Here is a 21122-nt window from a genome sequence, read left to right as displayed (position 1 = left end):
TAGACCCGTCGCCTTTCAAGCTACAGCTTGAAATTCATAGGGTATAGATTTTGAGTGTGTTGTTTTGATGTACGCCGTCAACGTCAGGGATGTGGCGCGACGGCGTCTGAATAGGGGTTCATTTTGGATATGCGCAGACAGTTGGCCCGCATCACCGGGTTGGTATTAGTGGTTATGTTTTGGACGCCGTTGAGCTGGGCCGCACAGGGATGGCAACCGCTGGCGGAGAAGATCAATAAAAGCGATCACGATCCGCGCCAGTACCAGGCGATCAAACTGACGAACGGCATGACCGTGCTGTTGGTTTCCGATGCTCAGGCACCGAAATCACTGGCGGCGCTGGCACTGCCGGTAGGCTCGCTGGAAGATCCGAACAGTCAGTTGGGGTTAGCGCACTACCTGGAACACATGGTGTTGATGGGTTCCAAGCGCTATCCGCAACCCGAAAACCTGTCGGAGTTCCTGAAGAAGCACGGTGGCAGCCATAACGCCAGCACCGCGTCTTACCGCACCGCGTTCTATCTGGAAGTGGAAAACGACGCGCTGGCCCCGGCGGTAGACCGCATGGCGGACGCCATCGCCGAGCCGCTGCTGGATCCGGGCAATGCCGATCGTGAACGTAATGCGGTCAACGCCGAACTGACGATGGCACGCTCACGCGACGGTATGCGCATGGCGCAGGTTGGGGCAGAAACGCTGAACCCGGCTCACCCGAGCGCGCGTTTCTCAGGCGGTAACCTCGATACCTTAAAGGACAAGCCGGGCAGCAAGCTGCACGATGAGCTGACGGCATTCTACCAACGTTATTATTCTGCCAATCTGATGATGGGGGTGCTGTACAGCAACCAGCCATTGCCGGAACTGGCTGAACTGGCGGCCAAAACCTTTGGCAAGGTCCCTAACCGAGACGCCAGCGTACCGCCGATCACAGTCCCGGCGGTCACCCCTGAACAGCAGGGCATCATTATTCATTATGTACCGGCCCAGCCGCGTAAACAGTTGAAAGTAGAATTCCGCATCGACAACAACAGTGCCGAGTTCCGCAGCAAGACCGATACCTACATTAGTTACCTGATTGGCAACCGCAGCCAAAATACCCTGTCTGACTGGCTGCAAAAGCAGGGGTTGGCGGATGCCATCAATGCCGGGGCCGATCCTATGGTCGATCGCAACGGCGGCGTATTCTCGATCAGCGTCTCGCTGACCGATAAAGGCCTGGCCAAGCGCGACGAAGTGGTGGCGGCCATCTTCAACTACCTGAAAATGTTGCGCAGCGAAGGCATCAAGCAAAGCTATTTTGATGAGATTTCCCACGTACTGAATCTGGATTTCCGCTATCCGTCGATCACCCGTGATATGGACTACATCGAATGGCTGGTGGATACCATGCTGCGCGTGCCGGTCGAGCATACGCTGGATGCGCCTTATCTGGCCGACCGCTATGACGCTAAAGCGATTGCCGATCGTCTGGACGCCATGACGCCGCAAAATGCGCGTATCTGGTTCGTCAGCCCCAATGAGCCGCATAACAAGATGGCCTACTTCGTCAATGCGCCGTATCAGGTCGATAAAATCACTCCGCAGCGCTTTGAGCAGTGGCAGCAACTGGGGAAAGGCATCAGCCTGTCGTTACCCACGCTGAATCCGTATATTCCTGATGATTTCAGCCTGACCAAACCTTCGCACGAGTTTAAAAAACCGGAGGTGGTGGTCGACCAACCGGGCCTGCGCGTGTTGTATATGCCGAGTCGTTACTTTGCCGACGAGCCGAAGGCTGACGTCACAGTAGCGTTCCGCAATGCAAAAACCATGAATTCTGCACGCAACCAGGTGTTGTTCTCTTTGACTGACTATCTGGCCGGCATTTCACTGGATCAACTGAGCTATCAGGCTTCGGTTGGCGGGCTGAGTTTCTCAACCTCGCCGAACAACGGTCTGGAGTTCAACGCCAACGGCTTTACCCAGCGTCTGCCGCAACTGCTGACCTCGCTGATCGAAGGCTACTCAAGCTTTACGCCGACGGAAGATCAACTTGCGCAGGCCAAATCCTGGTATCTGGAACAGCTGGATTCTGCCGAGAAAGGCAAAGCCTTTGAACTGGCTATCCAGCCGGTGCAGATGGTTTCCCGCGTGCCTTACTCAGAACGTAGTGAGCGCCGTGAGGTGCTGAAAACCCTGACGCTGAAAGATGTGCTGGCCTACCGTGACAGCCTGCTGGCTGAGGCGACGCCGGAGTTGTTGGTGGTGGGCAATATGAGCAAGCAGCAGGTGGATACCCTGGCCTCTACGCTGAAACACCGTCTGGGTTGTACCGGTGTTGCATGGTGGCATGGCGAAGACGTTGAAGTGACTAAAAGCCAGTTGGCCAATCTGCAGCGGGCAGGCAGCAGCACCGACTCGGCGCTGGCGGCAGTGTATGTGCCGACCGGCTACGACGAAGTGACCGGCATGGCTTACAGCTCGCTGCTTGGCCAAATTATCCAGCCATGGTTCTACAGCCAACTGCGTACTCAGGAACAGCTGGGCTACGCGGTGTTTGCTTTCCCGATGTCCGTCGGCCGTCAGTGGGGGATTGGTTTCCTGCTGCAAAGTAACAGCAAGCAACCGGCATACCTGTATCAGCGCTATCAGGATTTCTACCCGAAAACCGAGAAACGCCTGCGAGAGATGAAAGAAGCAGACTTCGAGCAGTATAAGCAGGCGATGATCAACGAATTGAAGCAGCGTCCACAAACCCTGAGCGAAGAAGCCGGCCGTTTCTCCAATGACTTCGACCGTGGCAACTTCACATTTGATACCCGTCATAAGCTGATTGAGCAAATCAAGCAGTTGACGCCGACCAAACTGGCGGATTATTTCCACCAGGCGGTGATTAAGCCGCAGGGGCTGGCGGTGCTGTCGCAGGTGAGTGGTAGTGGGCAAGAGAAGGCGGATTATGCGGTGCAGCCGAACTGGGTGACTTATCCAAACGCCTCTGCGCTGCAGAAAACTCTGCCGCGTAAGGTGGCGACACCATGACAGAGACCACCCCGCAGCGACTTGATCCGCTAACGTTGCCGCTATTTGGCGAGCGGTTGATAGAAGCGTCGGCGGGGACCGGTAAAACCTTTACCATCGGTGCGCTGTATCTGCGCCTGCTGCTTGGCCTGGGCCAGGCAGCGGCCTTTCCCCGGCCGCTGACGGTAGAGGAGATCCTGGTGGTGACCTTTACCGAGGCCGCCACCGAGGAGCTGCGTGGACGTATCCGCAGCAATATCCATGGCTTACGCATTGCCTGCGTGCGTGGCAGCAGTAAAGACCCATTATTTGTTTCGTTAATGGCTGAAATTGACGATCTGCCGGATGCTGCCGCGCAACTGCTGGCTGCCGAGCGGCAGATGGACGAAGCGGCAATCTACACCATCCACGGTTTTTGCCAGCGTATGCTGACCCACAACGCCTTCGAGTCCGGCATTCTGTTTGAGCAAACGCTGGTGCAGGATGAACTGCCGCTGCGCCGCCAGGCCTGTGCGGACTTTTGGCGTCGCCATTGTTATCCGTTGCCGATTGGCGTTGCCCGGGCGGTGAGCCAGGAATGGAGCGGCCCGGAAGCGCTGCTGGCCGATCTTTCCGGCTATCTGCATGGCGAAGCACCCATGCTGCGTCGGCCGCCGAAGGATGAAGAAACGGTGCTGATGCGCCATGAGCAGATCGTGGCGCGTATTGACGCCATCAAAGCGCAGTGGCTGGCAGCGGCGGGCGATTTGGAGGCGTTAATCAGCCAGTCCGGCGTTGATAAGCGCAGCTACAGCAGCAAGCACCTGCCTAACTGGCTGCAGAAGGTGGGTGAATGGGTGGTGCTGGAAACTCAGGACTACCAACTGCCGAAAGAGCTGGATAAATTTCGCCAGTCGGTACTGTTGGAGAAAACCAAAAAAGGCGAACCGCCGAACCATGCATTGTTCGTGGCGATCGACGAACTGTTCGATGAACCGCTGACACTGCGTGACCTGATTATGGCGCGGGCGCTGAGCGAGATACGTTTGTCCATTCAGCAGGAGAAACGCCAGCGGGCCGAGCTGGGTTTTGACGACCTGTTAAGTCGGCTGGACAGTGCATTGCAGAGCGAAGGTGGTGAACGTTTAGCACAGGCGATTCGCCAGCGTTACCCGGTGGCGATGATCGATGAGTTCCAGGATACCGATCCACAGCAATACCGCATCTTCCAAAAACTCTATGTCGGCAGGCCGGAATGCGGCCTGCTGCTGATCGGCGATCCCAAACAGGCAATTTACGCTTTCCGCGGTGCCGATATCTTTACCTATATGCGCGCTCGTTCAGAGGTAAGCGCCCACTACACGCTCGAAACCAACTGGCGCTCCTCACCGGCGATGGTGAACAGCGTTAACCATCTGTTTGCGCAGGTGGAAAAACCTTTCCTGTTCGGCCAAATTCCCTTTATTGAGGTGGCCGCCGCCGAGAAAAATCGGGGGCTGGCGTTTGAGCTGCAAAATCAGCCGCAGCCGGCGATGCAGTTCTGGCTGCAGCAGGGGGAAGGTGTTGGCGTTAGTGAGTACCAACAATTGATGGCACGCCTGTGCGCCACGCAAATTCGCGACTGGCTCAGCGCCGGACAAAACCAACAGGCCTGGCTGGTCGATGGCGAAAAACGGCGGGCGGTAGAGGCGTCACACATTACCGTGCTGGTGCGCAGCCGCAATGAGGCGGCGTTAGTACGTGATGCCCTGAGTGCGCTGGCGATACCTTCGGTTTATTTGTCCAACCGCGACAGCGTATTCGATACGCCAGAAGCCAAGGATTTGCTGTGGCTGCTGCAGGCCGTGCTGGCGCCGGAGCAGGAACGTACGCTGCGCAGTGCTATGGCTACCGGGCTGATGGGGCTGGATGCCCCGACGCTGGACGGATTGAATCGGGATGAGCGTGCCTGGGATGCGCTGGTCAACGAGTTCGACAAATATCGTACGCTGTGGCTGCGCCGCGGCGTGTTGCCGATGCTGCGTGAGGTGATGAATCAGCGCCATCTGGCAGAAAACCTGTTGGCCAGCCTCGGCGGTGAGCGCCGGTTGACCGACGTGATGCATCTGGGGGAGCTTTTGCAGGAAGCTTCTGCGCAGCTCGACAGCGAACATGCGCTGGTGCGTTGGCTGGCGCAGCAGATTGCTCAGCCCAATCGGCAGTCAGACAACCAGCAGCTACGGCTGGAAAGCGACCGCCATTTGGTACAGGTGATCACCATCCATAAATCCAAAGGGTTGGAGTTCGATCTGGTATGGCTGCCGTTCGTCGGCAATTTCCGCCAGCAACAGCAGGTGTTGTACCACGATCGTCACAGTTTCCAGGCCCTGCTTGACCTCAACGCCGATGAGCAAAGTATTGAGTGGGCAGAGGAGGAGCGGCTGGCGGAAGATTTACGCCTGTTGTATGTCGCGCTGACCCGTTCGGTATACCACTGCAGTATCGGTATTGCGCCGTTGATTCAGGGCACCCGCAAAAAACAGGGTGATAGCGATTTACACCGCAGCGCGCTGGGCTATCTGGTACAGGCCGGCCAAGCCGGCGATGCGGCTTATCTGCAGCAATGTCTGCAACAGTTGGCTGTAGATGGCGTTGCGCTGTCGCTGGTCGAAAGCCTTGACGAGCAACCCTGGCAGCCGCAAACGCCAGACTTGACCGAACTGTCGGCGAAACACTTCATGCGCCAGGTGCAGGATTTCTGGCGGGTGACCAGCTATACCGGTCTGCAACAGCACGGCACGAGCCTGATGCAGGATTTGTTGCCGCGGTTGGATGTTGATGCCGCCGGCGAGCAAGCGCAGGACAGTGAGCCAGCGCTCACACCGCATACCTTTCCTCGTGGCGCCGGTCCGGGGACTTTCCTGCACAGTCTGTTTGAAACGATCGACTTTACCCAACCCCTCGATGAGGCGTGGTTGCTGGAGCAGTTGCAACAACAAGGATTTGGCGAACACTGGCAACCGATACTGTTGGCGTGGATGCAGGTGCTGTTAAACACCCCGCTTAATGATACCGGCGTCGCTTTGTCGGCGCTGGCTCCGCAGCATAAGCAGGCTGAGTTGCAGTTTTATCTGCCTATCGAGCAGCTGTTGCAGGCGCGTGAGCTGGATAAGCTGGTGAAAAGTTACGATCCGCTTTCTGCCCGTTGCCCTGAGTTGGATTTTCAGCAGGTGCAGGGGATGCTGAAAGGATTTATCGACCTGGTGTTCTGCTGGCAGGGGAAATATTACCTGCTGGACTACAAATCCAACTGGTTGGGTGAAGACAGCAGTGCCTATACCCAACCGGCGATGGAGCAGGCGATGGCGGAACATCGTTACGATTTGCAGTACCAGCTATACACGCTGGCACTGCACCGCTATCTGCGCCATAGGTTGCCGGATTATGATTATCAGCGGCACTTCGGCGGGGTGATTTATCTGTTCCTGCGCGGTGTGGATGCACAGCATCCGGGCAACGGCATTTTTGCCTGCCGTCCGCAGGAGCAATTGGTGGAAGGCATGGATTTGTTATTCAGCGGTAAAACCGCTGCGGTGGAGGATGCATCATGATCGCTCTACTGGAACAGGCACAGGCGCTTGGCGTGTTACGTCCACTAGATTTGCAGTTCGCCCGCGTAGTCGCTGGAGCGGATGAGCCTGAGATACTGTTAGCTGCCGCCTGCCTCAGTGCGGAGGCTGGCGCGGGTCACGTTTGCCTGATGCTGGAGCAACTGCTGCCGGAAAACCTTTTTGACGGACGTCAGCCGGAGCTGGCGCAGGCCGCGTGGTTGGCGGCAGGGCAGTTGGATGTGGCCGGTTGGCAACGGCGGCTGTCGGCCAGTGCGGCGGTGAGCGACGGCAGCACTGCGACGCCGATGGTGTTACAACCACAGCGCTTGTATCTGCAGCGCATGTGGCAGAACGAGGGAGAGGTTGCCGCCTTTATCCGTGGTGACAGTATCAGCAGTGACAGTCTTCCTCAGGCGGTTGAAGAGGCCGACCTGCGCACCATTCTCGACCAATTATTTGGTGAGGCGACCGATGAACCCGACTGGCAGAAAATTGCTGCCGCGGTGGCCGCTACGCGACGTATTGCGGTGATTTCAGGCGGGCCGGGTACCGGTAAGACCACCACGGTCGCCAAATTGCTGGCGGCGCTGGTGCAGCTTGATGAAGGGCGACGTTTGCGCATCCAACTGGCGGCGCCTACCGGTAAAGCGGCGGCGCGTTTAACCGAATCGTTAGGCAGCGCCGGCAAACAATTGGCGCTAACCCCGGAGCAGCGTGCGCTGTTCCCTACCGAAGCTTCCACCTTGCATCGCCTGCTGGGCGCTCAACCCAACAGTCAGCGTATGCGTTATCACAGTGGCAATCGGCTGCATCTGGACGTGCTGGTAGTTGATGAGGCCTCTATGGTCGACCTGCCTATGATGGCGCGTTTGATTGCCGCCTTGCCCACTCAGGCACGGGTGATCTTCCTGGGCGACCGCGATCAACTGGCTTCGGTGGAGGCCGGGGCGGTACTGGGAGATATTTGCCGCTTTGCCGAACAAGGTTACAGCGTGGCGCGGGCGGAGCAACTTTCGCGGCTGACCGGCTGCCAACTGCTGGGGCAAACCGCCCAGGCGGAAGCTGCGGTGCGCGACAGTCTGTGCCTGCTGCGTAAAAGCTACCGTTTTGATGCCAATTCGGGTATTGGTCAATTGGCCCTTGCCGTGAACGCCGGTGATGGCAAGCGGGCAATGGCGGCGCTCAGCGGCAGTTTCGCTGACGTTAGCGGTTATCCACTGGCGGAAACGCAGGACTATCAGGCGCTGTTGGATGCCTGCGTGGCGGGTTACCGTGATTATTTGCGGCTGGTGGGTGAGGGGGCGGACGCAGTGGCGGTGTTGGCGGCGTTCGGTCATTTCCAGGTGCTGTGCGCGCTGCGCGAGGGGCCTTTCGGCATCGCCGGGTTAAATGAACGCATTGAGACGGGGCTGCAACGTGCCGGTCTAATCCAGCGTAAGCCGGGAGCTGCTGGGCGTTGGTATTCTGGCCGTCCGGTGATGATTGGTCGCAATGACAGCGCTCTGGGGCTGTTTAACGGCGATATTGGCATTGCCTTGCGGGACGAGAGCGGCGAACTACGTGTTCACTTTCAACTGCCGGACGGCAGCATCAAGTCGGTGCAGCCGAGCCGTTTACCGGCGCATGAAACCGCTTATGCGATGACGGTGCATAAATCACAAGGCTCGGAGTTTGACCATACGGTACTGGTGTTGCCCAATCATTACCTGCCGGTGCTGACCCGTGAACTGGTGTACACCGCGATCACCCGCGCTCGCAGGCAGCTTTCGCTGTACGCCATTGATGCAGTTTTGATGCGGGCGATCCGCACTCCGACTCAGCGCCGAAGCGGGTTGGCGGAGCGGTTGCAGGTCAAGGCTTAAGTGCCCATGGGCGCAGCACGCTGCGCCCGCCAGCAATTACAGATCCGCCAGCAAAATCTTGGAACGGCGTTGGTAGTTGTACAGCGCCTGTTTCTCAACCGGCAGCACGTCGACTTCCGCCGGCGTGAAACCACGTTCCTGGAACCAGTGGATGCTGCGCGTAGTCAGCACAAACAGCTTACGCAGGCCCATCTGGCGTGCCTGACTCTCCACCCGTTGCAGCAGCATTTCACCCCGTGACGAGCTGCGGTAATCAGGATGAACCGCAACGCAGGCCATCTCGCCAATCTTCTCTTCCGGGAACGGATACAGCGCTGCGCAAGCGATGGTCAGGTTATCGCGCTCAATAATGGTGAATTTGTCGATCTCCATCTCCAGTTGCTCACGTGAGCGGCGCACCAAGATGCCCTGCTGCTCAAGCGGACGGATCAGCTCGAGGATGCCGCCGATATCGTTAATCGTCGCCCGGCGCACCTGTTCAGCGCTCTCCATCACTATCTGAGTGCCTATACCATCGCGTGAAAACAGTTCCTGCACCAGCGCACCGTCTTCCTGATAGCTGATCAGGTGGCTGCGGCGTACGCCGCTGCGGCAGGCCTTCACCGCGCCACGCAGGAAACGCACGGTGCCGGAATGATAGTCGCCATGCTCTTCCAGCTCCTCAATGCGTTTTTGCGCGTCGTTGGGGAACAGTTCGGAAATGATGGTGCCTTCCTGATTGGTGACCCCCTGTGACGAACAGAAGCCGATCATTTTCTCGGCTTTCAGCTTGACGGCCAACTGGGTTGCCACTTCTTCCGAGGTCAGGTTAAAGCTTTCGCCGGTAACGGAAACGGCCACCGGGCCAATCAGCACGATGGCGTTGCTATCGAGCTGACGGTGAATAGCTTCTTCATCAATACGGCGGATGCGGCCGCTGTGGCAGTAGTCCACACCGTCATCAATCCCCAGTGGCTGGGCGATAATAAAATTACCGCTGACCACGTTGATATGCGCGCCCTGTAATGGCGTGTTGTTGAGGCTCATTGACAGCCGGGCGGTGATATCCAGTTGCAGCAGACCCGCCGCCTGTTTAACCAGCTCCAGCGTATGGGCGTCGGTGACGCGGGTGTGCTTGTGATAAATCGGTTCGAGATTATGCTGCGCCAGATTGACGTCAATCTGCGGCCGGGCACCATAGACCACGACTAAACGAATACCCAGACTATGCAGCAGCCCGATGTCGTTAACGATGTTGGCAAAGTTCTCATGTTCTATGGCTTCGCCACCCAGCATAACGACAAACGTCTTGCCACGGTGGGCGTTGATATAGGGAACTGAGTGACGGAATCCTTGGACCAGCTCTGTACTACGTTCCTTCACGGCCAAACCTCATTTGCATATTTATACGATATTTTTGTATTTTTATTCTTTTATTGCCCTGATGGCAAGTGAGAATTTATCTCTATTTCTTTGCCGGGGGCGCTGAGTCGTTAATAAATTGAAAAACCATAAAAAGATTTTCTGATGACAGCGCCGGAATGATTGGTTAAAGTTTTCGGCATTCCTGTTAACTGGTGTTTTTTTCATCTGTTTTAATCTGTTACCACTGCTGGAGCCGCATGCCAAACTCAAATCACAATCTGGGCCGCCGTCGTTTATTACAGGGGGTTGCCGCAAGCTGGTTGCTGAGTGTGAGTCGCACAGGTTTCGCTGCTTCATCGCACGTCATTGCCGTACGCGTCTGGCCATCCTCCACCTATACCCGGGTGACGCTCGAATCCAACGTTGAACTGAAATATAAGCAGTTTGCGCTGACCAATCCCGATCGCGTGGTGGTGGATATTGAAGGCGTGCAGCTCAACAGCGTGCTCAAGGGGATTGTTGGCCAGGTTCGTGCCGACGATCCCTACCTGAAACAGGCGCGCGTCGGTCAGTTTGATCAAAACACCGTCCGGTTGGTGCTGGAGCTTAAGCGCAGCGTCAGCCCGCATATGTTTACTCTGGCGCCGGTGCCGGAATACCGCAATCGTCTGGTGATGGATCTGTACCCGAGCAAGGGCGGCAGCGGTGAAGACTATGATCCGCTGTTGGCGTTACTGGAAGATTACAACAAGGGCGATCTTGAGCGCACATTGCCGGCGGAAGCGCCGCAGGCCGGTAAGGCGGGGCGTGACCGCCCGATTGTCATCATGCTGGATCCCGGTCACGGCGGCGAAGATCCCGGAGCGATTGGTAAATTCAAAACGCGTGAAAAAGACATCGTATTGCAGATTGCGCGCCGGCTAAGCACGCTAATCAAGCGCGAGCCGAATATGAAGGTGTTCATGACGCGTAATGAAGACGTCTTCATTCCGTTGAAGGTGAGGGTGGCTAAGGCGCGTAAGCAGCGTGCCGACCTGTTTGTGTCCATCCACGCCGATGCCTTTACCAGCCGGGCCGCGCGTGGGTCATCGGTGTTTGCGCTGTCGACCAAAGGTGCCACCAGTTCGGCGGCGAAGTTCCTGGCGCAGACCCAAAATGAATCGGACCAAATCGGCGGCGTAAGCAAAAGCGGTGACCGCTATCTGGATCACACCATGTTTGATCTGATTCAAACCGCGACCATCAATGACAGCCTGAAATTCGGTAAGGAAGTGCTGAACCGGATGGGCAAAATAAACCGTTTGCATAAGAATCGTGTCGATCAGGCCGGTTTTGCGGTATTGAAAGCGCCGGACATCCCTTCGATTCTGGTTGAGACGGCGTTTATCAGCAACATCGAAGAAGAACGCAAGCTGCGCACCACCCATTTCCAGCAGCAGGTGGCGGAATCTATTCTGGCGGGTATCAAGGCGTACTTTGCCAACGGTGGTGCGGTGGCGCGCAGAGGGTAAGGCTAATGCGGAAACGACTGGGCGGCTGCCCGGTCGATTTTTGGCGGATTTCAGATACAAAAAAACACCCGTTAAGGTGCTTATTTGTAGTCATTAAGATTGGTTGCGGAGGCCGGATTTGAACCGACGACCTTCGGGTTATGAGCCCGACGAGCTACCAGGCTGCTCCACCCCGCGTCCGTCTTAATGCTTGTATTATCGAAACCAACATTTCATGTGATACCGCTGGTACAGTATCGGTTGGTTGCGGGGGCCGGATTTGAACCGACGACCTTCGGGTTATGAGCCCGACGAGCTACCAGGCTGCTCCACCCCGCGTCCGTATAATACTTTCTTTTTCATCGAATCCAACACTTTACTTGATACTGCCTCTGGCAATATCGGTTGGTTGCGGAGGCCGGATTTGAACCGACGACCTTCGGGTTATGAGCCCGACGAGCTACCAGGCTGCTCCACCCCGCGTCCGATGGAAGCGCACTATACTCTCCGTGCATTTTGTTGCAACCCTTTTTGCACTTAATTGAACTAAAACAGTCTTTCTGCTGGATTAGTCCGCAATCTGCGTTCTTTTTCAGCGTTATTGCCCCTGGGGCTTTTTTTATTGGCGGCGATTCCTTTATCTATGGGCGTTTGTTATCGTTCGCCGGGAGATCATATATGTAGAGAGTGTGCGCGATGAAAGGACGTTGGGGCAAATACCTGCTGGGCGGGTTAATGGTAGCGGTACTGGCGGGCTGTTCTTCCAAGCCGACCGACCGGGGACAACAATATAAGGATGGTCACCTGGATCAGTCGTTGGAGTTGGTGAATCAACCCAACGCCAGGGGCGTACCGGTTAATGCCAAGGATTACTCGGATCAGCTGATGGAGATTAAATACGCCTCTCCTTCACTTTTTAATCGCAACAACACTACCTTCCAGGCGGTACAAAGCTGGATGGCGTCCGGTGCCGACACTCGTACTCTGAACCAATATGGCCTCAGCGCTTATCAAATGGAAGGCGTGGACAGCTATGGCAACGTGCAGTTCACCGGTTACTACACACCGGTGCTGCAGGCGCGTTATACCCAGCAGGGGGAGTTCCGTTACCCGCTGTACCGCATGCCACCAAAAGGTAAAGGCCGTCTGCCCGATCGCGCGGGCATTTACTCGGGCGCACTGGATGACCGATATATCGTGGCGTATACCAACTCGCTGATGGACAACTTTATGATGGAAGTCCAGGGCAGTGGCTATGTGGATTATGGCAACGGCCAGCCGTTGGTGTTCTTCGGTTACGGCGGCAAGAACGGCCATGCGTATCGCAGCATTGGTAAAGTGCTGATCGATCGCGGTGAAGTGGCCAAGGCGGATATGTCGATGCAGGCGATCCGCCAGTGGGCGGACACTCATAGCGCCGCCGAAGTGCGCGAATTGCTGGAGCAAAACCCTTCCTTTGTCTTCTTCCGTCCTGAAGCCTTTGCGCCGGTACGCGGTGCCAGCGCCGTGCCGCTGGTGGCCAAGGCGTCGGTGGCTTCCGACCGTTCACTGATCCCGGCGGGTACCACGCTGCTGGCAGAGGTGCCGCTACTGGACAACAAGGGTAAATTCACGGGAAAATATGAGATGCGCCTGATGGTGGCTCTGGACGTGGGTGGAGCAATCAAAGGCCAGCACTTCGATATGTATCAGGGCATCGGGCCGGATGCCGGCCACTCGGCCGGTTTTTATAACCACTATGGCCGCGTTTGGGTGCTGAAAGGCGCCAACGTTAATGCGCCGTTGTTCACCAGCCAGACCCGTTCCGCCTCTGGCGGCTCGCTGTTAGTCACCCGCTAACGGCAACAATTGACCGCAAGGGCCGGACATTCCGGCCCTTATTATTTGCAATGTTAAGGTAATTAAAGCGTTATGAGCACAGCCTATTCTGAAGCCTACCTGCAGCGTTTTGGCGGCACGGCACGTTTATACGGTCAGCAGGCCCTGGCGCTGTTTGCCCAGGCGCACATTTGCGTGATTGGCATCGGCGGCGTGGGCTCCTGGGCGGCAGAGGCGTTGGCGCGCACCGGTATCGGTGCCATTACGCTGATTGATATGGATGATGTCTGCGTCACCAACACCAACCGCCAAATCCACGCGCTGCGTCAGCATGTGGGCCAGTCAAAAACGGAAGTGATGGCGGAGCGCATTCTGGCGATCAACCCGGAGTGCCGGGTGACCTGCATTGACGACTTTATTACTGCGGACAACGTTGCAGAGCTGCTGAATAACAATTTTAGCTATGTCATCGATGCGATTGACAGCGTGCGACCGAAGGCCGCGCTGTTGGCCTATTGTCGTCGTTACAAGATCCCGGTGGTCACTACCGGCGGAGCAGGTGGTCAGATAGATCCGACCCAGATTGCAGTGGTCGATCTGGCCAAAACCATTCAGGATCCGCTGGCGGCCAAGCTGCGTGAGCGGTTGAAAAATGATTTCAACGTGGTGAAGAACAGCAAGGGCAAATTGGGCATCGACTGCGTATTTTCCAGCGAGCCGCTGGTTTACCCCCAGCCGGATGGCAGCGTTTGCGCATCACGCAGTACCGCGGAAGGGCCAAAACGAATGGATTGCAGCGCGGGATTTGGCGCGGCAACCATGGTTACCGCTACCTTTGGTTTTGTCGCCGTTTCCCATGCGCTGAAGAAGATGGTGGCGAAAGCCGCGCGTCAGGCGTAGCGAGCGGCCATTTCTTTCACGGCAGCAGCCAGTGCTGCCAGCCCGCTGGCGCGGGTGGCGCTGAGTTGAGCACGTAACGCCAGTTGATCAAACAGCGCCAGGGGATCCATCGCCGCTATCTGCTGCGGCGTTTTTCCTTCTACCGCCGTTAGCAGTACCGCCAACAGACCGCGCACGATACGGCCTTCGCTGTCGCCATAAAAGTGCAGCGTGCCGTCCGCCAGTAACTGATGCCCCAGCCAGACCCGATTCTCACAGCCACTCAACTCCATTTCTGCTGCGCGTAATGCTTCCGGCAGTGGCGGCAATTGTTTCGCCAGCATGATCAGTTGGCGATAGCGATCTTCCCATTGTTTCAGCGCGGTAAATTTATCGATCAGCGCTTCGGCGGTGATTTCATGGCCAAAGGGATGGGGGGCAAGCATAGCGTCTCCGGGGTTCATTTAATCGGCCAGCAGGTCGATGGCGTTGTGCAGTGCGGTGACCAGGGTATCGACGTCTTCCTGCGTGTTGTATGGCGCAAAGGAGGCGCGTAGCGTCCCACTGACACCCAGCGCTGCCATCAGCGGTTGAGCGCAGTGCTGACCGGCTCGCAGCGCGATGCCTTGTTCTGCCAGCAGGGTGACGATATCGCTGTGATGGATACCGGCAATATCAAACGCCAGTAAGCTGGAGCCCGAACAACGGAAGCTGCGGAACCCCGGCAGTTGCGCCAATCGCTTCTCGGCGAGATCGGCCAACTCGCGGCTGTATTGCTCGGCTGCCGCCAGATCCTGGGTGCCAAGCCATTCCAATGCGGCGGCCAACCCCAGCACACCGGCGATATTCGGTGTACCGGCTTCAAAACAGTGCGGTGGTTTTTGCGGCGTAAAGCCGTCGAAGGAGGCCTGAGTCAGCATCTTGCCGCCCCCTTGCCAGGGGGCCATCTGCGCCAGCAATTCGCTTTTACCGTATAGCGCACCGATGCCGGTCGGGCCATATAATTTGTGGCCGGAGAAAGCGTAGAAATCAATGTCTAGTCGCTGAACGTCAGCCGGACAGTGAACGATGCCTTGTGCGCCGTCGATCATCACCAGGGCACCGGCACTATGGGCAAGCCGGATGGCCAGATCCAGATCCGGACAGCCGCCGGTGACGTTGGACATTTGGCCCAGTGCCAGCAGGCGGGTTTTATCACTCAGCAGGCTGGGTAACTGGGTCAGATCCGGCAGGCGGTCTGCACCCAGTGGCAGTTTCACCACCCGAGCGCCGGTTTGTTCCGCCACCATCAGCCAGGGGATCAGGTTGGCGTGGTGTTCGGCTTCGCTCACCAGGATTTCGTCACCGGGCTGCAACCGGGGGCGGGCATAGCTCTGCGCTACCAAATTGATGGCTTCGGTGGTGCCGCGGGTCCAGATAATGTCGTCGGCTGAAGGAGCATTGACCAGCGTAGCGACCTGTTGGCGAGCCTGCTCGAAGCGTGCAGTCAGATCCTGTGCCGCCCGGTGCTGGCTGCGGTGCACGGTGGCGGCATCGTCGCGGTAAAACTGCTGCGTGGCATTGATGACCGCCAGCGGCTTCAACGCGGTGGCGGCGCTGTCGAGATAAATGCCCGCTTGCTGCAAGGCAGGAAACTGATTACGAAAGACGATGGGATTAAAAGGTGTCATAACCTGATTGTCACTGGCTTGAGTCAATGGCCGATCCTGTCTTATTTTACCGCCAGAGACAAGCTATCCCGCATATTAGGATTCATCGTCTGGAAATTATAGGTAAGTTTGTTATGCTGTTAGGTGCGCACTAAGTCATGGCGTTAAATAACATAAAAGGTTTTTACAGCATTTAAAACTACAAGGAGTCCACAATGAAGAAAACAGCCGCAGTTATCTCTGCCCTGATGCTAACGTTTACCCTGGCCGCCTGTTCCAGCAACTACGTGATGCAGACCAATGATGGACGCACCATTGTCGCTAAAGGAAAACCCGCGTTGGATAACGACACCGGGATGATCAGCTATAAAGACGCCAACGGCGTTGAGCAGCAGATCAACCGTTCAGACGTGAAGGAAATGGTTGAAAAAGACCAATAACGTCGGGCAAAAAAAAGCACCGCAAAGATTGCGGTGCTGCATAAAATCACTATGGACAGACAGGGTAAATGTACAGGAAGTGAAAAACAGTAGCTTAGCTACCACGTCTGGATTGCCAGACAATTTGCAAACACAACATCACAACCACAAGCCAAAAGTTCATCGGCGTCCTCGACACCCACTCCCTTTTCGTTCCGGCCCGGGAAGTGCCGCCACTATAGGTATTTACTGGCGCATGCTCAACGGACAATTTATAATGGCTCGGATTAAAAAAACTAATGGTAGCGCTTTGCTGTCTGGTGCCTATCGCACGGCAGATAACGCCGCCTGATTTTTTATGCCGAATCACTCGGATTATTGTTACACAAAAGTAGCTAATAAATGTCTAAACGCTTACCACCTCTTAATGCACTGCGGGTTTTTGACGCGGCTGCCCGTCACCTGAGTTTTACCAAAGCGGCAGAAGAACTGTTTGTCACCCAGGCTGCGGTGAGCCACCAGATCAAGTCGCTGGAGGACTTCCTCGGCCTGAAGCTGTTTCGGCGCCGCAATCGCTCGCTGTTGCTGACGGAAGAAGGGCAAAGTTATTACCTGGATATCAAAGAAATTTTCACCTCAATCAATGAGGCCACCCGCAAGCTGCAGGCCCGCAGCGCCAAGGGGGCATTAACCGTCAGTTTGCCCCCTAGTTTTGCTATTCAGTGGCTGGTGCCGCGCCTGTCCGGCTTTAACTCAGCTTATCCGGGAATTGACGTGCGTATTCAGGCCGTGGACCGCGAAGAAGACAAGCTGGCGGATGATGTCGACGTGGCGATTTTCTATGGGCGCGGCAACTGGACCGGATTGCGAGCCGAACGTTTATACGCGGAATATCTGTTGCCGGTGTGCTCACCCAGCCTGCTGACCGGGGAACATGCGTTAAAAATGACGAGCGATCTGGCTTATCACACGCTACTGCATGATACTTCACGCCGCGATTGGCTGGCCTATACCCGTCAGTTGGGGTTGCAGCACATTAATGTGCAGCAGGGGCCTATTTTCAGCCATAGCGCGATGGTGGTTCAGGCGGCGGTGCATGGGCAGGGGATTGCGCTGGTGAATAACGTGATGGCGCAGACCGAGATTGAAGCCGGGCGTTTGGTCTGTCCGTTTAACGAGGTTTTGGTCAGTAAAAATGCTTTTTATCTGGTATGTCATGACAGCCAGGCAGAACTGGGTAAAATAGCCGCCTTTCGTCAGTGGATCCTGGCTCGGGCAGCCAGCGAACAAGAAAAGTTCCGCTTTCGCTACGAACAATGAGGCCGGTCGCCGCGATGGCGCAGCCGGTTTTCTTCAATAAAGGTAAATAACGATGAGCAGTCGTTCAATGCTGATTTTTGCCGCTATCAGTGGCTTTGTATTTGTTGCTCTGGGCGCGTTTGGCGCACACGTATTAAGTGGCACCCTGGGTGCCAACGAGATGGTCTGGATCCGTACCGGACTGGACTATCAGGGGTTCCATACCCTGGCGATCCTGGCGCTGGCGGTGGCAATGCAACGCCGCGTCAGCCTGTGGTTTTACTGGAGCGGAGCGTTGTTGGCGCTCGGCACCGTACTGTTCAGCGGCAGTCTGTACTGTCTGGCGCTGTCACACCTGAAGTTCTGGGTTTATATCACGCCGATTGGCGGCGTGTGTTTCCTGATCGGTTGGGTTTTGATGTTGATTGGCGCTTTGCGTCTGAGGAAAAAGGCCGAGCGCCATGAATAGACTTGCGTTGTATTGCCGTCAAGGCTTTGAAAAAGAGTGTGCGGCAGAAATTACCGCCAAGGCTGCCGAACTGGAAGTGTTCGGTTTTGCCAGAGTAAAGGATAACAGCGGCTACGTGCTGTTCGAGTGCTACCAGCCGGATGACGCCGATCGCCTGGCGAAGGAAATCCCGTTCCGGGAGCTGATTTTTGCCCGTCAGATATTGGTGGTGGGCGAGTTGCTGCGCGATTTACCACCGGAAGATCGGGTTTCTCCGATTGTCGGCATGCTGATTGGCGTGGTCGATCGTGGTGGTGAGCTGCGCGTGGAAGTGCCGGATACCAACGAAAGCAAAGAACTGTTGAAGTTCTGCCGCAAGCTGACGGTGCCGTTGCGTACTGCGATGCGTGAGCAGAAGGTGTTGATGGCGCGTGAGAATAAGACCCGTCCAGTGGTGCATGTGTTCTTTATCGCACCGGGGTGTTGCTATGTGGGTTACTCCTTCAGCAATAACAACTCACCGTTCTATATGGGCATTCCGCGTCTCAAGTTCCCATCCGATGCTCCGAGCCGTTCTACCCTGAAACTGGAAGAAGCGTTCCACGTGTTCATTCCTGCCGACGAGTGGGATGAACGTTTGGCCAGCGGCATGCATGCGGTCGATCTGGGCGCCTGTCCGGGTGGCTGGACCTATCAACTGGTGCAGCGCAGCATGATGGTGCACGCAGTGGATAATGGCCCAATGGCACCGAGCCTGATGGATACCGGGCAGGTGACGCATCATCGTGCCGACGGTTTCAGATATGAGCCTTCCAGCAGCAAGATTTACTGGCTGGTGTGCGATATGGTGGAAAAACCGGCGAAGGTGACCAGCCTGATGATCCAGTGGCTGGTGAAAGGCTGGTGTCGTGAGGCGATCTTCAACCTGAAATTGCCGATGAAAAAACGTTACGAAGAGGTTTCGCAGAATCTGCTGGCCATCAAGGAAGCGTTGGATACGGCGGGTATCAGTTCAGAAATTCATGCCAAGCAGCTGTATCACGATCGTGAAGAAGTCACCGTACACGTCCGTCGTATGTGGTCGGCCGTGGCAGGCCGCCGCGACGAGCGCGATTAAATGACAGGGCGCTGTCTTCAGCGCCAGTGATTAAACCGGTAACCGCAGTTGTTGCAGGTTGCCGGTTAATGCCAGATCGGTTCGCAAGGTAGCGACACTTTTGCTGACGTAGGCCATCTCGCGGTGCTGTTGCAGTTTTCCGCGCCATTTTTCCGGCACCTGTTCCAGACTTTGATATAACCCATCCAGCGAACCTGCCTGTTGTAACAGCAATACCGCCGTCTTCGGCCCAATCCCCGCCACGCCGGGGATTTTGCTGCTGCTTATTCCCGCCAGCCCCCAGTAATCTGCCAATTGTTGTGGCGATACGCCGAACTCTTGCTGCACAAACGGCATATCCAGCCAACGTTTTTGGAAATAATCGCGGATCTGCACGCTGGGTGCCAACAGTTGGCAATAGCCTTTGTCGGTGGACACAATGGTCACCTGATGGCCGCCGCCTGCAACCTTGGCGGTCAGCGTTGCCGCCAGATCGTCGGCCTCATTGCCTGGAGAGTGCCAACAGGCAACGCCAAGCGATTCAAATGCTTGCCGTAACTGCGGCATTTCCTGCTGCAAATTGTCCGGCATGGGCGAACGTCCGGCCTTGTAGTCGGGCAGGATTTGGTGGCGCCAGCTTTCGCTGCGGTCGTCCTCATCGAACACCGCTACGGCGTGCGTTGGCCGACTGTGCTGAATCAACTGTTGCAGTGCGTGCTGGCAGGCATTCACACAGGGGGACCCCTGCACGGCGTGTATGCGGCGGATCAGGTTGAGGGCATCGACAATCAGTAGGTGTATCATCATGGGCTTACAAGGTCAGAAAAAAGAAGGGCGGCTGTCAGGCCGCCCCGGATAGCTCATTAAGCGACTATTTCGTAACAGGGCACATAAGCGGTGCCTGGCAGTTTCATCCGGTGCTGAGCGACAAAGCCCTGCAGCAGACTGTCCATTTGCTTCATCATCTGCGGTTCGCCGTGCAGCTTGTACGGCCCAAACTGTTCGATGGCATGAATGCCATTTTCCTTCACGTTACCGGCGACGATGCCGGAAAACGCGCGGCGTAGCGCGGCAGCCAACTGTTCGGCCGGCTGGTCGGGATACAGGTTGAGATTGGCCATATTCTCATGGCTTGGCTCAAACGGCAGCTGCAAATCCGGCGCAATGCGGATCGACCAGTTAAAGCTGTAGGCATCGCCGGTATTACGACGGTTCTCTTTCACCAGCGGCATGGCTTTTTTCATCTGACGTGCGACTTCGGCCGGATCGTCGATGATGATGGTGTAGTGACGGCGCGCTTCGTCACCCAGCGTGTTCATGATGAACTCATCCAGCACCTGGAAGTAATTGGCGCTCTCTTTCGGCCCGGTGAGGATCAGCGGCAACACCTGTTCGCTGTTCTCCGGGTTCATCAGGATACCCAGTAGATAAAGCAGCTCTTCTGCCGTGCCGACACCGCCCGGGAAGATGATGATGCCGTGGGCGATACGGACGAAGGCCTCCAGGCGCTTTTCAATGTCCGGCATGATCACCAGCTCATTGACCAACGGGTTGGGTGGCTCTGCGGCGATGATAGACGGCTCGGTCATGCCGATAAAGCGGCTATTGTGGTAGCGCTGTTGCGCATGGCCTACGGCCGCGCCTTTCATCGGTGCCTCCATGGCACCCGGCCCACAGCCGGTACAGATATTCAGCTCGCGCAGGCCCAGTTGGCTTCCGACCTTACGTGCGTAGAGGTATTCGTTTTCGTTGATCGAGTGACCCCCCCAGCACACCACCAGATTGGGATCTTCATCAAGGTGCAGCGCGCGGGCGTTGCGCAGGATAGAGAACACCAGATTGGTAATGTGGGCCGAGTTTTCCAGATTCAGATGCTGGAAACGACCGGCGCTGTCGATCTGCCCGTGAACGAACAGGATATCGCGCAGCACGGCAAACAGGTTGGCCTGCAGCGAACGGATGATTCGCCCGTCGACAAAGGCGTCTTCCGGTGGATTCACCAGTTCAAGTTTGACCCCGCGCTCACGGCGCAGGACGTTGATATCAAAGGTTTCGTAGCGTGACAGCAGCTGTTTGCTGTTGTCGGTCTGGCTGCCGGAGTTCAGGACGGCCAGCGAACAGTTGCGGAACAAACGGTAAAGATCGCTGCTGGCGGTACGCTTCAGCATGTCTACTTCCAGCTGCGACAGCAAATCCATAGAGCCAAGCGGGCTGATGTGTGTAATCAAGGTAACTCCTTTGCACCCGGAAAG

The 21122-nt window shown here is 56.5% G+C and carries 16 protein-coding genes and 3 tRNA genes; 11 read left to right on the top strand and 8 right to left on the bottom strand.

Translation table 11 applies throughout. From position 1 onward, the window contains the following. Positions 1-129 precede the first annotated feature (129 nt). From ptrA to recD, 3 genes are read left to right on the top strand one after another with little or no spacing between them, the layout of a single operon-like run. Positions 130-3018 (top strand): pitrilysin, encoded by a 2889-nt coding sequence (ptrA, locus tag ACSOSI_RS20765; RefSeq protein ID WP_476707287.1) that lies wholly within the window; start codon positions 130-132, stop codon positions 3016-3018. Then, complete coding sequence (recB, locus tag ACSOSI_RS20760) at positions 3015-6566, top strand: exodeoxyribonuclease V subunit beta (protein ID WP_476706068.1); 3552 nt, start codon at positions 3015-3017, stop codon at positions 6564-6566. Before ptrA ends, recB begins: the two co-directional genes overlap by 4 nt. Then, positions 6563-8428: an exodeoxyribonuclease V subunit alpha gene (gene recD / locus ACSOSI_RS20755; protein WP_476706067.1), complete on the top strand. Its 1866-nt coding sequence runs from the start codon at positions 6563-6565 to the stop codon at positions 8426-8428. The genes recB and recD overlap by 4 nt, the downstream gene beginning before the upstream one ends. Before the next feature lie 36 nt (positions 8429-8464). Here the strand turns inward: recD and argA are convergent, their stop codons facing one another. Next, positions 8465-9790: an amino-acid N-acetyltransferase gene (gene argA / locus ACSOSI_RS20750; protein WP_012146515.1), complete on the bottom strand. Its 1326-nt coding sequence runs from the start codon at positions 9788-9790 to the stop codon at positions 8465-8467. Positions 9791-10029: 239 nt separating this feature from the next. On the opposite strand from argA, the gene amiC reads away from it, so the two are divergent. Further along, entirely contained in the window at positions 10030-11283 is a 1254-nt protein-coding gene (gene amiC, locus ACSOSI_RS20745; RefSeq protein WP_012146514.1) for an N-acetylmuramoyl-L-alanine amidase AmiC, read from the top strand. Positions 11284-11383: 100 nt separating this feature from the next. Here amiC and ACSOSI_RS20740 read toward each other — a convergent pair. The 3 genes from ACSOSI_RS20740 to ACSOSI_RS20730 form a co-directional block, all read right to left on the bottom strand. After that, positions 11384-11460 (bottom strand) — tRNA-Met (locus tag ACSOSI_RS20740). Between the two features lie 64 nt (positions 11461-11524). After that, a tRNA-Met gene (locus ACSOSI_RS20735) sits at positions 11525-11601 on the bottom strand. A gap of 67 nt (positions 11602-11668) precedes the next feature. Beyond that, positions 11669-11745, bottom strand: a tRNA-Met gene (locus ACSOSI_RS20730). A 213-nt stretch (positions 11746-11958) separates the two neighbouring features. On the opposite strand from ACSOSI_RS20730, the gene mltA reads away from it, so the two are divergent. Next, complete coding sequence (mltA, locus tag ACSOSI_RS20725) at positions 11959-13101, top strand: murein transglycosylase A (protein ID WP_017893804.1); 1143 nt, start codon at positions 11959-11961, stop codon at positions 13099-13101. Between the two features lie 72 nt (positions 13102-13173). Further along, positions 13174-13980 carry a tRNA cyclic N6-threonylcarbamoyladenosine(37) synthase TcdA gene (tcdA, locus tag ACSOSI_RS20720; RefSeq protein ID WP_012146512.1) on the top strand — a complete coding sequence of 269 codons (807 nt, stop codon included), beginning with the start codon at positions 13174-13176 and terminating at the stop codon, positions 13978-13980. Here the strand turns inward: tcdA and csdE are convergent. Beyond that, the gene (csdE, locus tag ACSOSI_RS20715) at positions 13971-14405 is read right to left on the bottom strand and encodes a cysteine desulfurase sulfur acceptor subunit CsdE (protein WP_476706066.1); all 435 of its coding nucleotides are present in this window, start codon (positions 14403-14405) and stop codon (positions 13971-13973) included. The two genes, tcdA and csdE, sit on opposite strands and share 10 nt — an antisense overlap. An 18-nt stretch (positions 14406-14423) precedes the next feature. Next, positions 14424-15629, bottom strand: coding sequence for a cysteine desulfurase CsdA (gene csdA, locus ACSOSI_RS20710; protein ID WP_476707286.1), 1206 nt, complete (start codon positions 15627-15629; stop codon positions 14424-14426). Between the two features lie 194 nt (positions 15630-15823). On the opposite strand from csdA, the gene ACSOSI_RS20705 reads away from it, so the two are divergent. The 5 genes from ACSOSI_RS20705 to rlmM are packed head-to-tail and all read left to right on the top strand — an operon-like array spanning position 15824 to position 18891. Then, complete coding sequence (locus tag ACSOSI_RS20705) at positions 15824-16048, top strand: YgdI/YgdR family lipoprotein (RefSeq protein WP_012146509.1); 225 nt, start codon at positions 15824-15826, stop codon at positions 16046-16048. Further along, positions 16032-16379: a hypothetical protein gene (locus ACSOSI_RS20700; protein WP_172641819.1), complete on the top strand. Its 348-nt coding sequence runs from the start codon at positions 16032-16034 to the stop codon at positions 16377-16379. The genes ACSOSI_RS20705 and ACSOSI_RS20700 overlap by 17 nt, the downstream gene beginning before the upstream one ends. 50 nt (positions 16380-16429) lie before the next feature. Then, positions 16430-17347, top strand: coding sequence for a transcriptional regulator GcvA (locus tag ACSOSI_RS20695; protein WP_012146508.1), 918 nt, complete (start codon positions 16430-16432; stop codon positions 17345-17347). Between the two features lie 52 nt (positions 17348-17399). Next, the gene (locus ACSOSI_RS20690; protein WP_012146507.1) at positions 17400-17795 is read left to right on the top strand and encodes a DUF423 domain-containing protein; all 396 of its coding nucleotides are present in this window, start codon (positions 17400-17402) and stop codon (positions 17793-17795) included. Further along, positions 17788-18891, top strand: a complete 1104-nt coding sequence (gene rlmM / locus ACSOSI_RS20685; protein WP_012146506.1) for a 23S rRNA (cytidine(2498)-2'-O)-methyltransferase RlmM — start codon at positions 17788-17790, stop codon at positions 18889-18891. Before ACSOSI_RS20690 ends, rlmM begins: the two co-directional genes overlap by 8 nt. Positions 18892-18921: 30 nt before the next feature. Here rlmM and xni read toward each other — a convergent pair whose 3' ends face one another. Beyond that, positions 18922-19677, bottom strand: a complete 756-nt coding sequence (xni, locus tag ACSOSI_RS20680; protein WP_368454523.1) for a flap endonuclease Xni — start codon at positions 19675-19677, stop codon at positions 18922-18924. A gap of 56 nt (positions 19678-19733) precedes the next feature. Next, positions 19734-21098, bottom strand: a complete 1365-nt coding sequence (ppnN, locus tag ACSOSI_RS20675; protein WP_012146504.1) for a nucleotide 5'-monophosphate nucleosidase PpnN — start codon at positions 21096-21098, stop codon at positions 19734-19736. Between the last annotated feature and the right edge of the window lie 24 nt (positions 21099-21122).

The sequence above is a fragment of the Serratia sp. AR11 genome (assembly GCF_056376275.1).
Note: the sequence above shows the minus strand (reverse complement) of the source record. Positions and strands in the feature narration are given on the sequence as shown.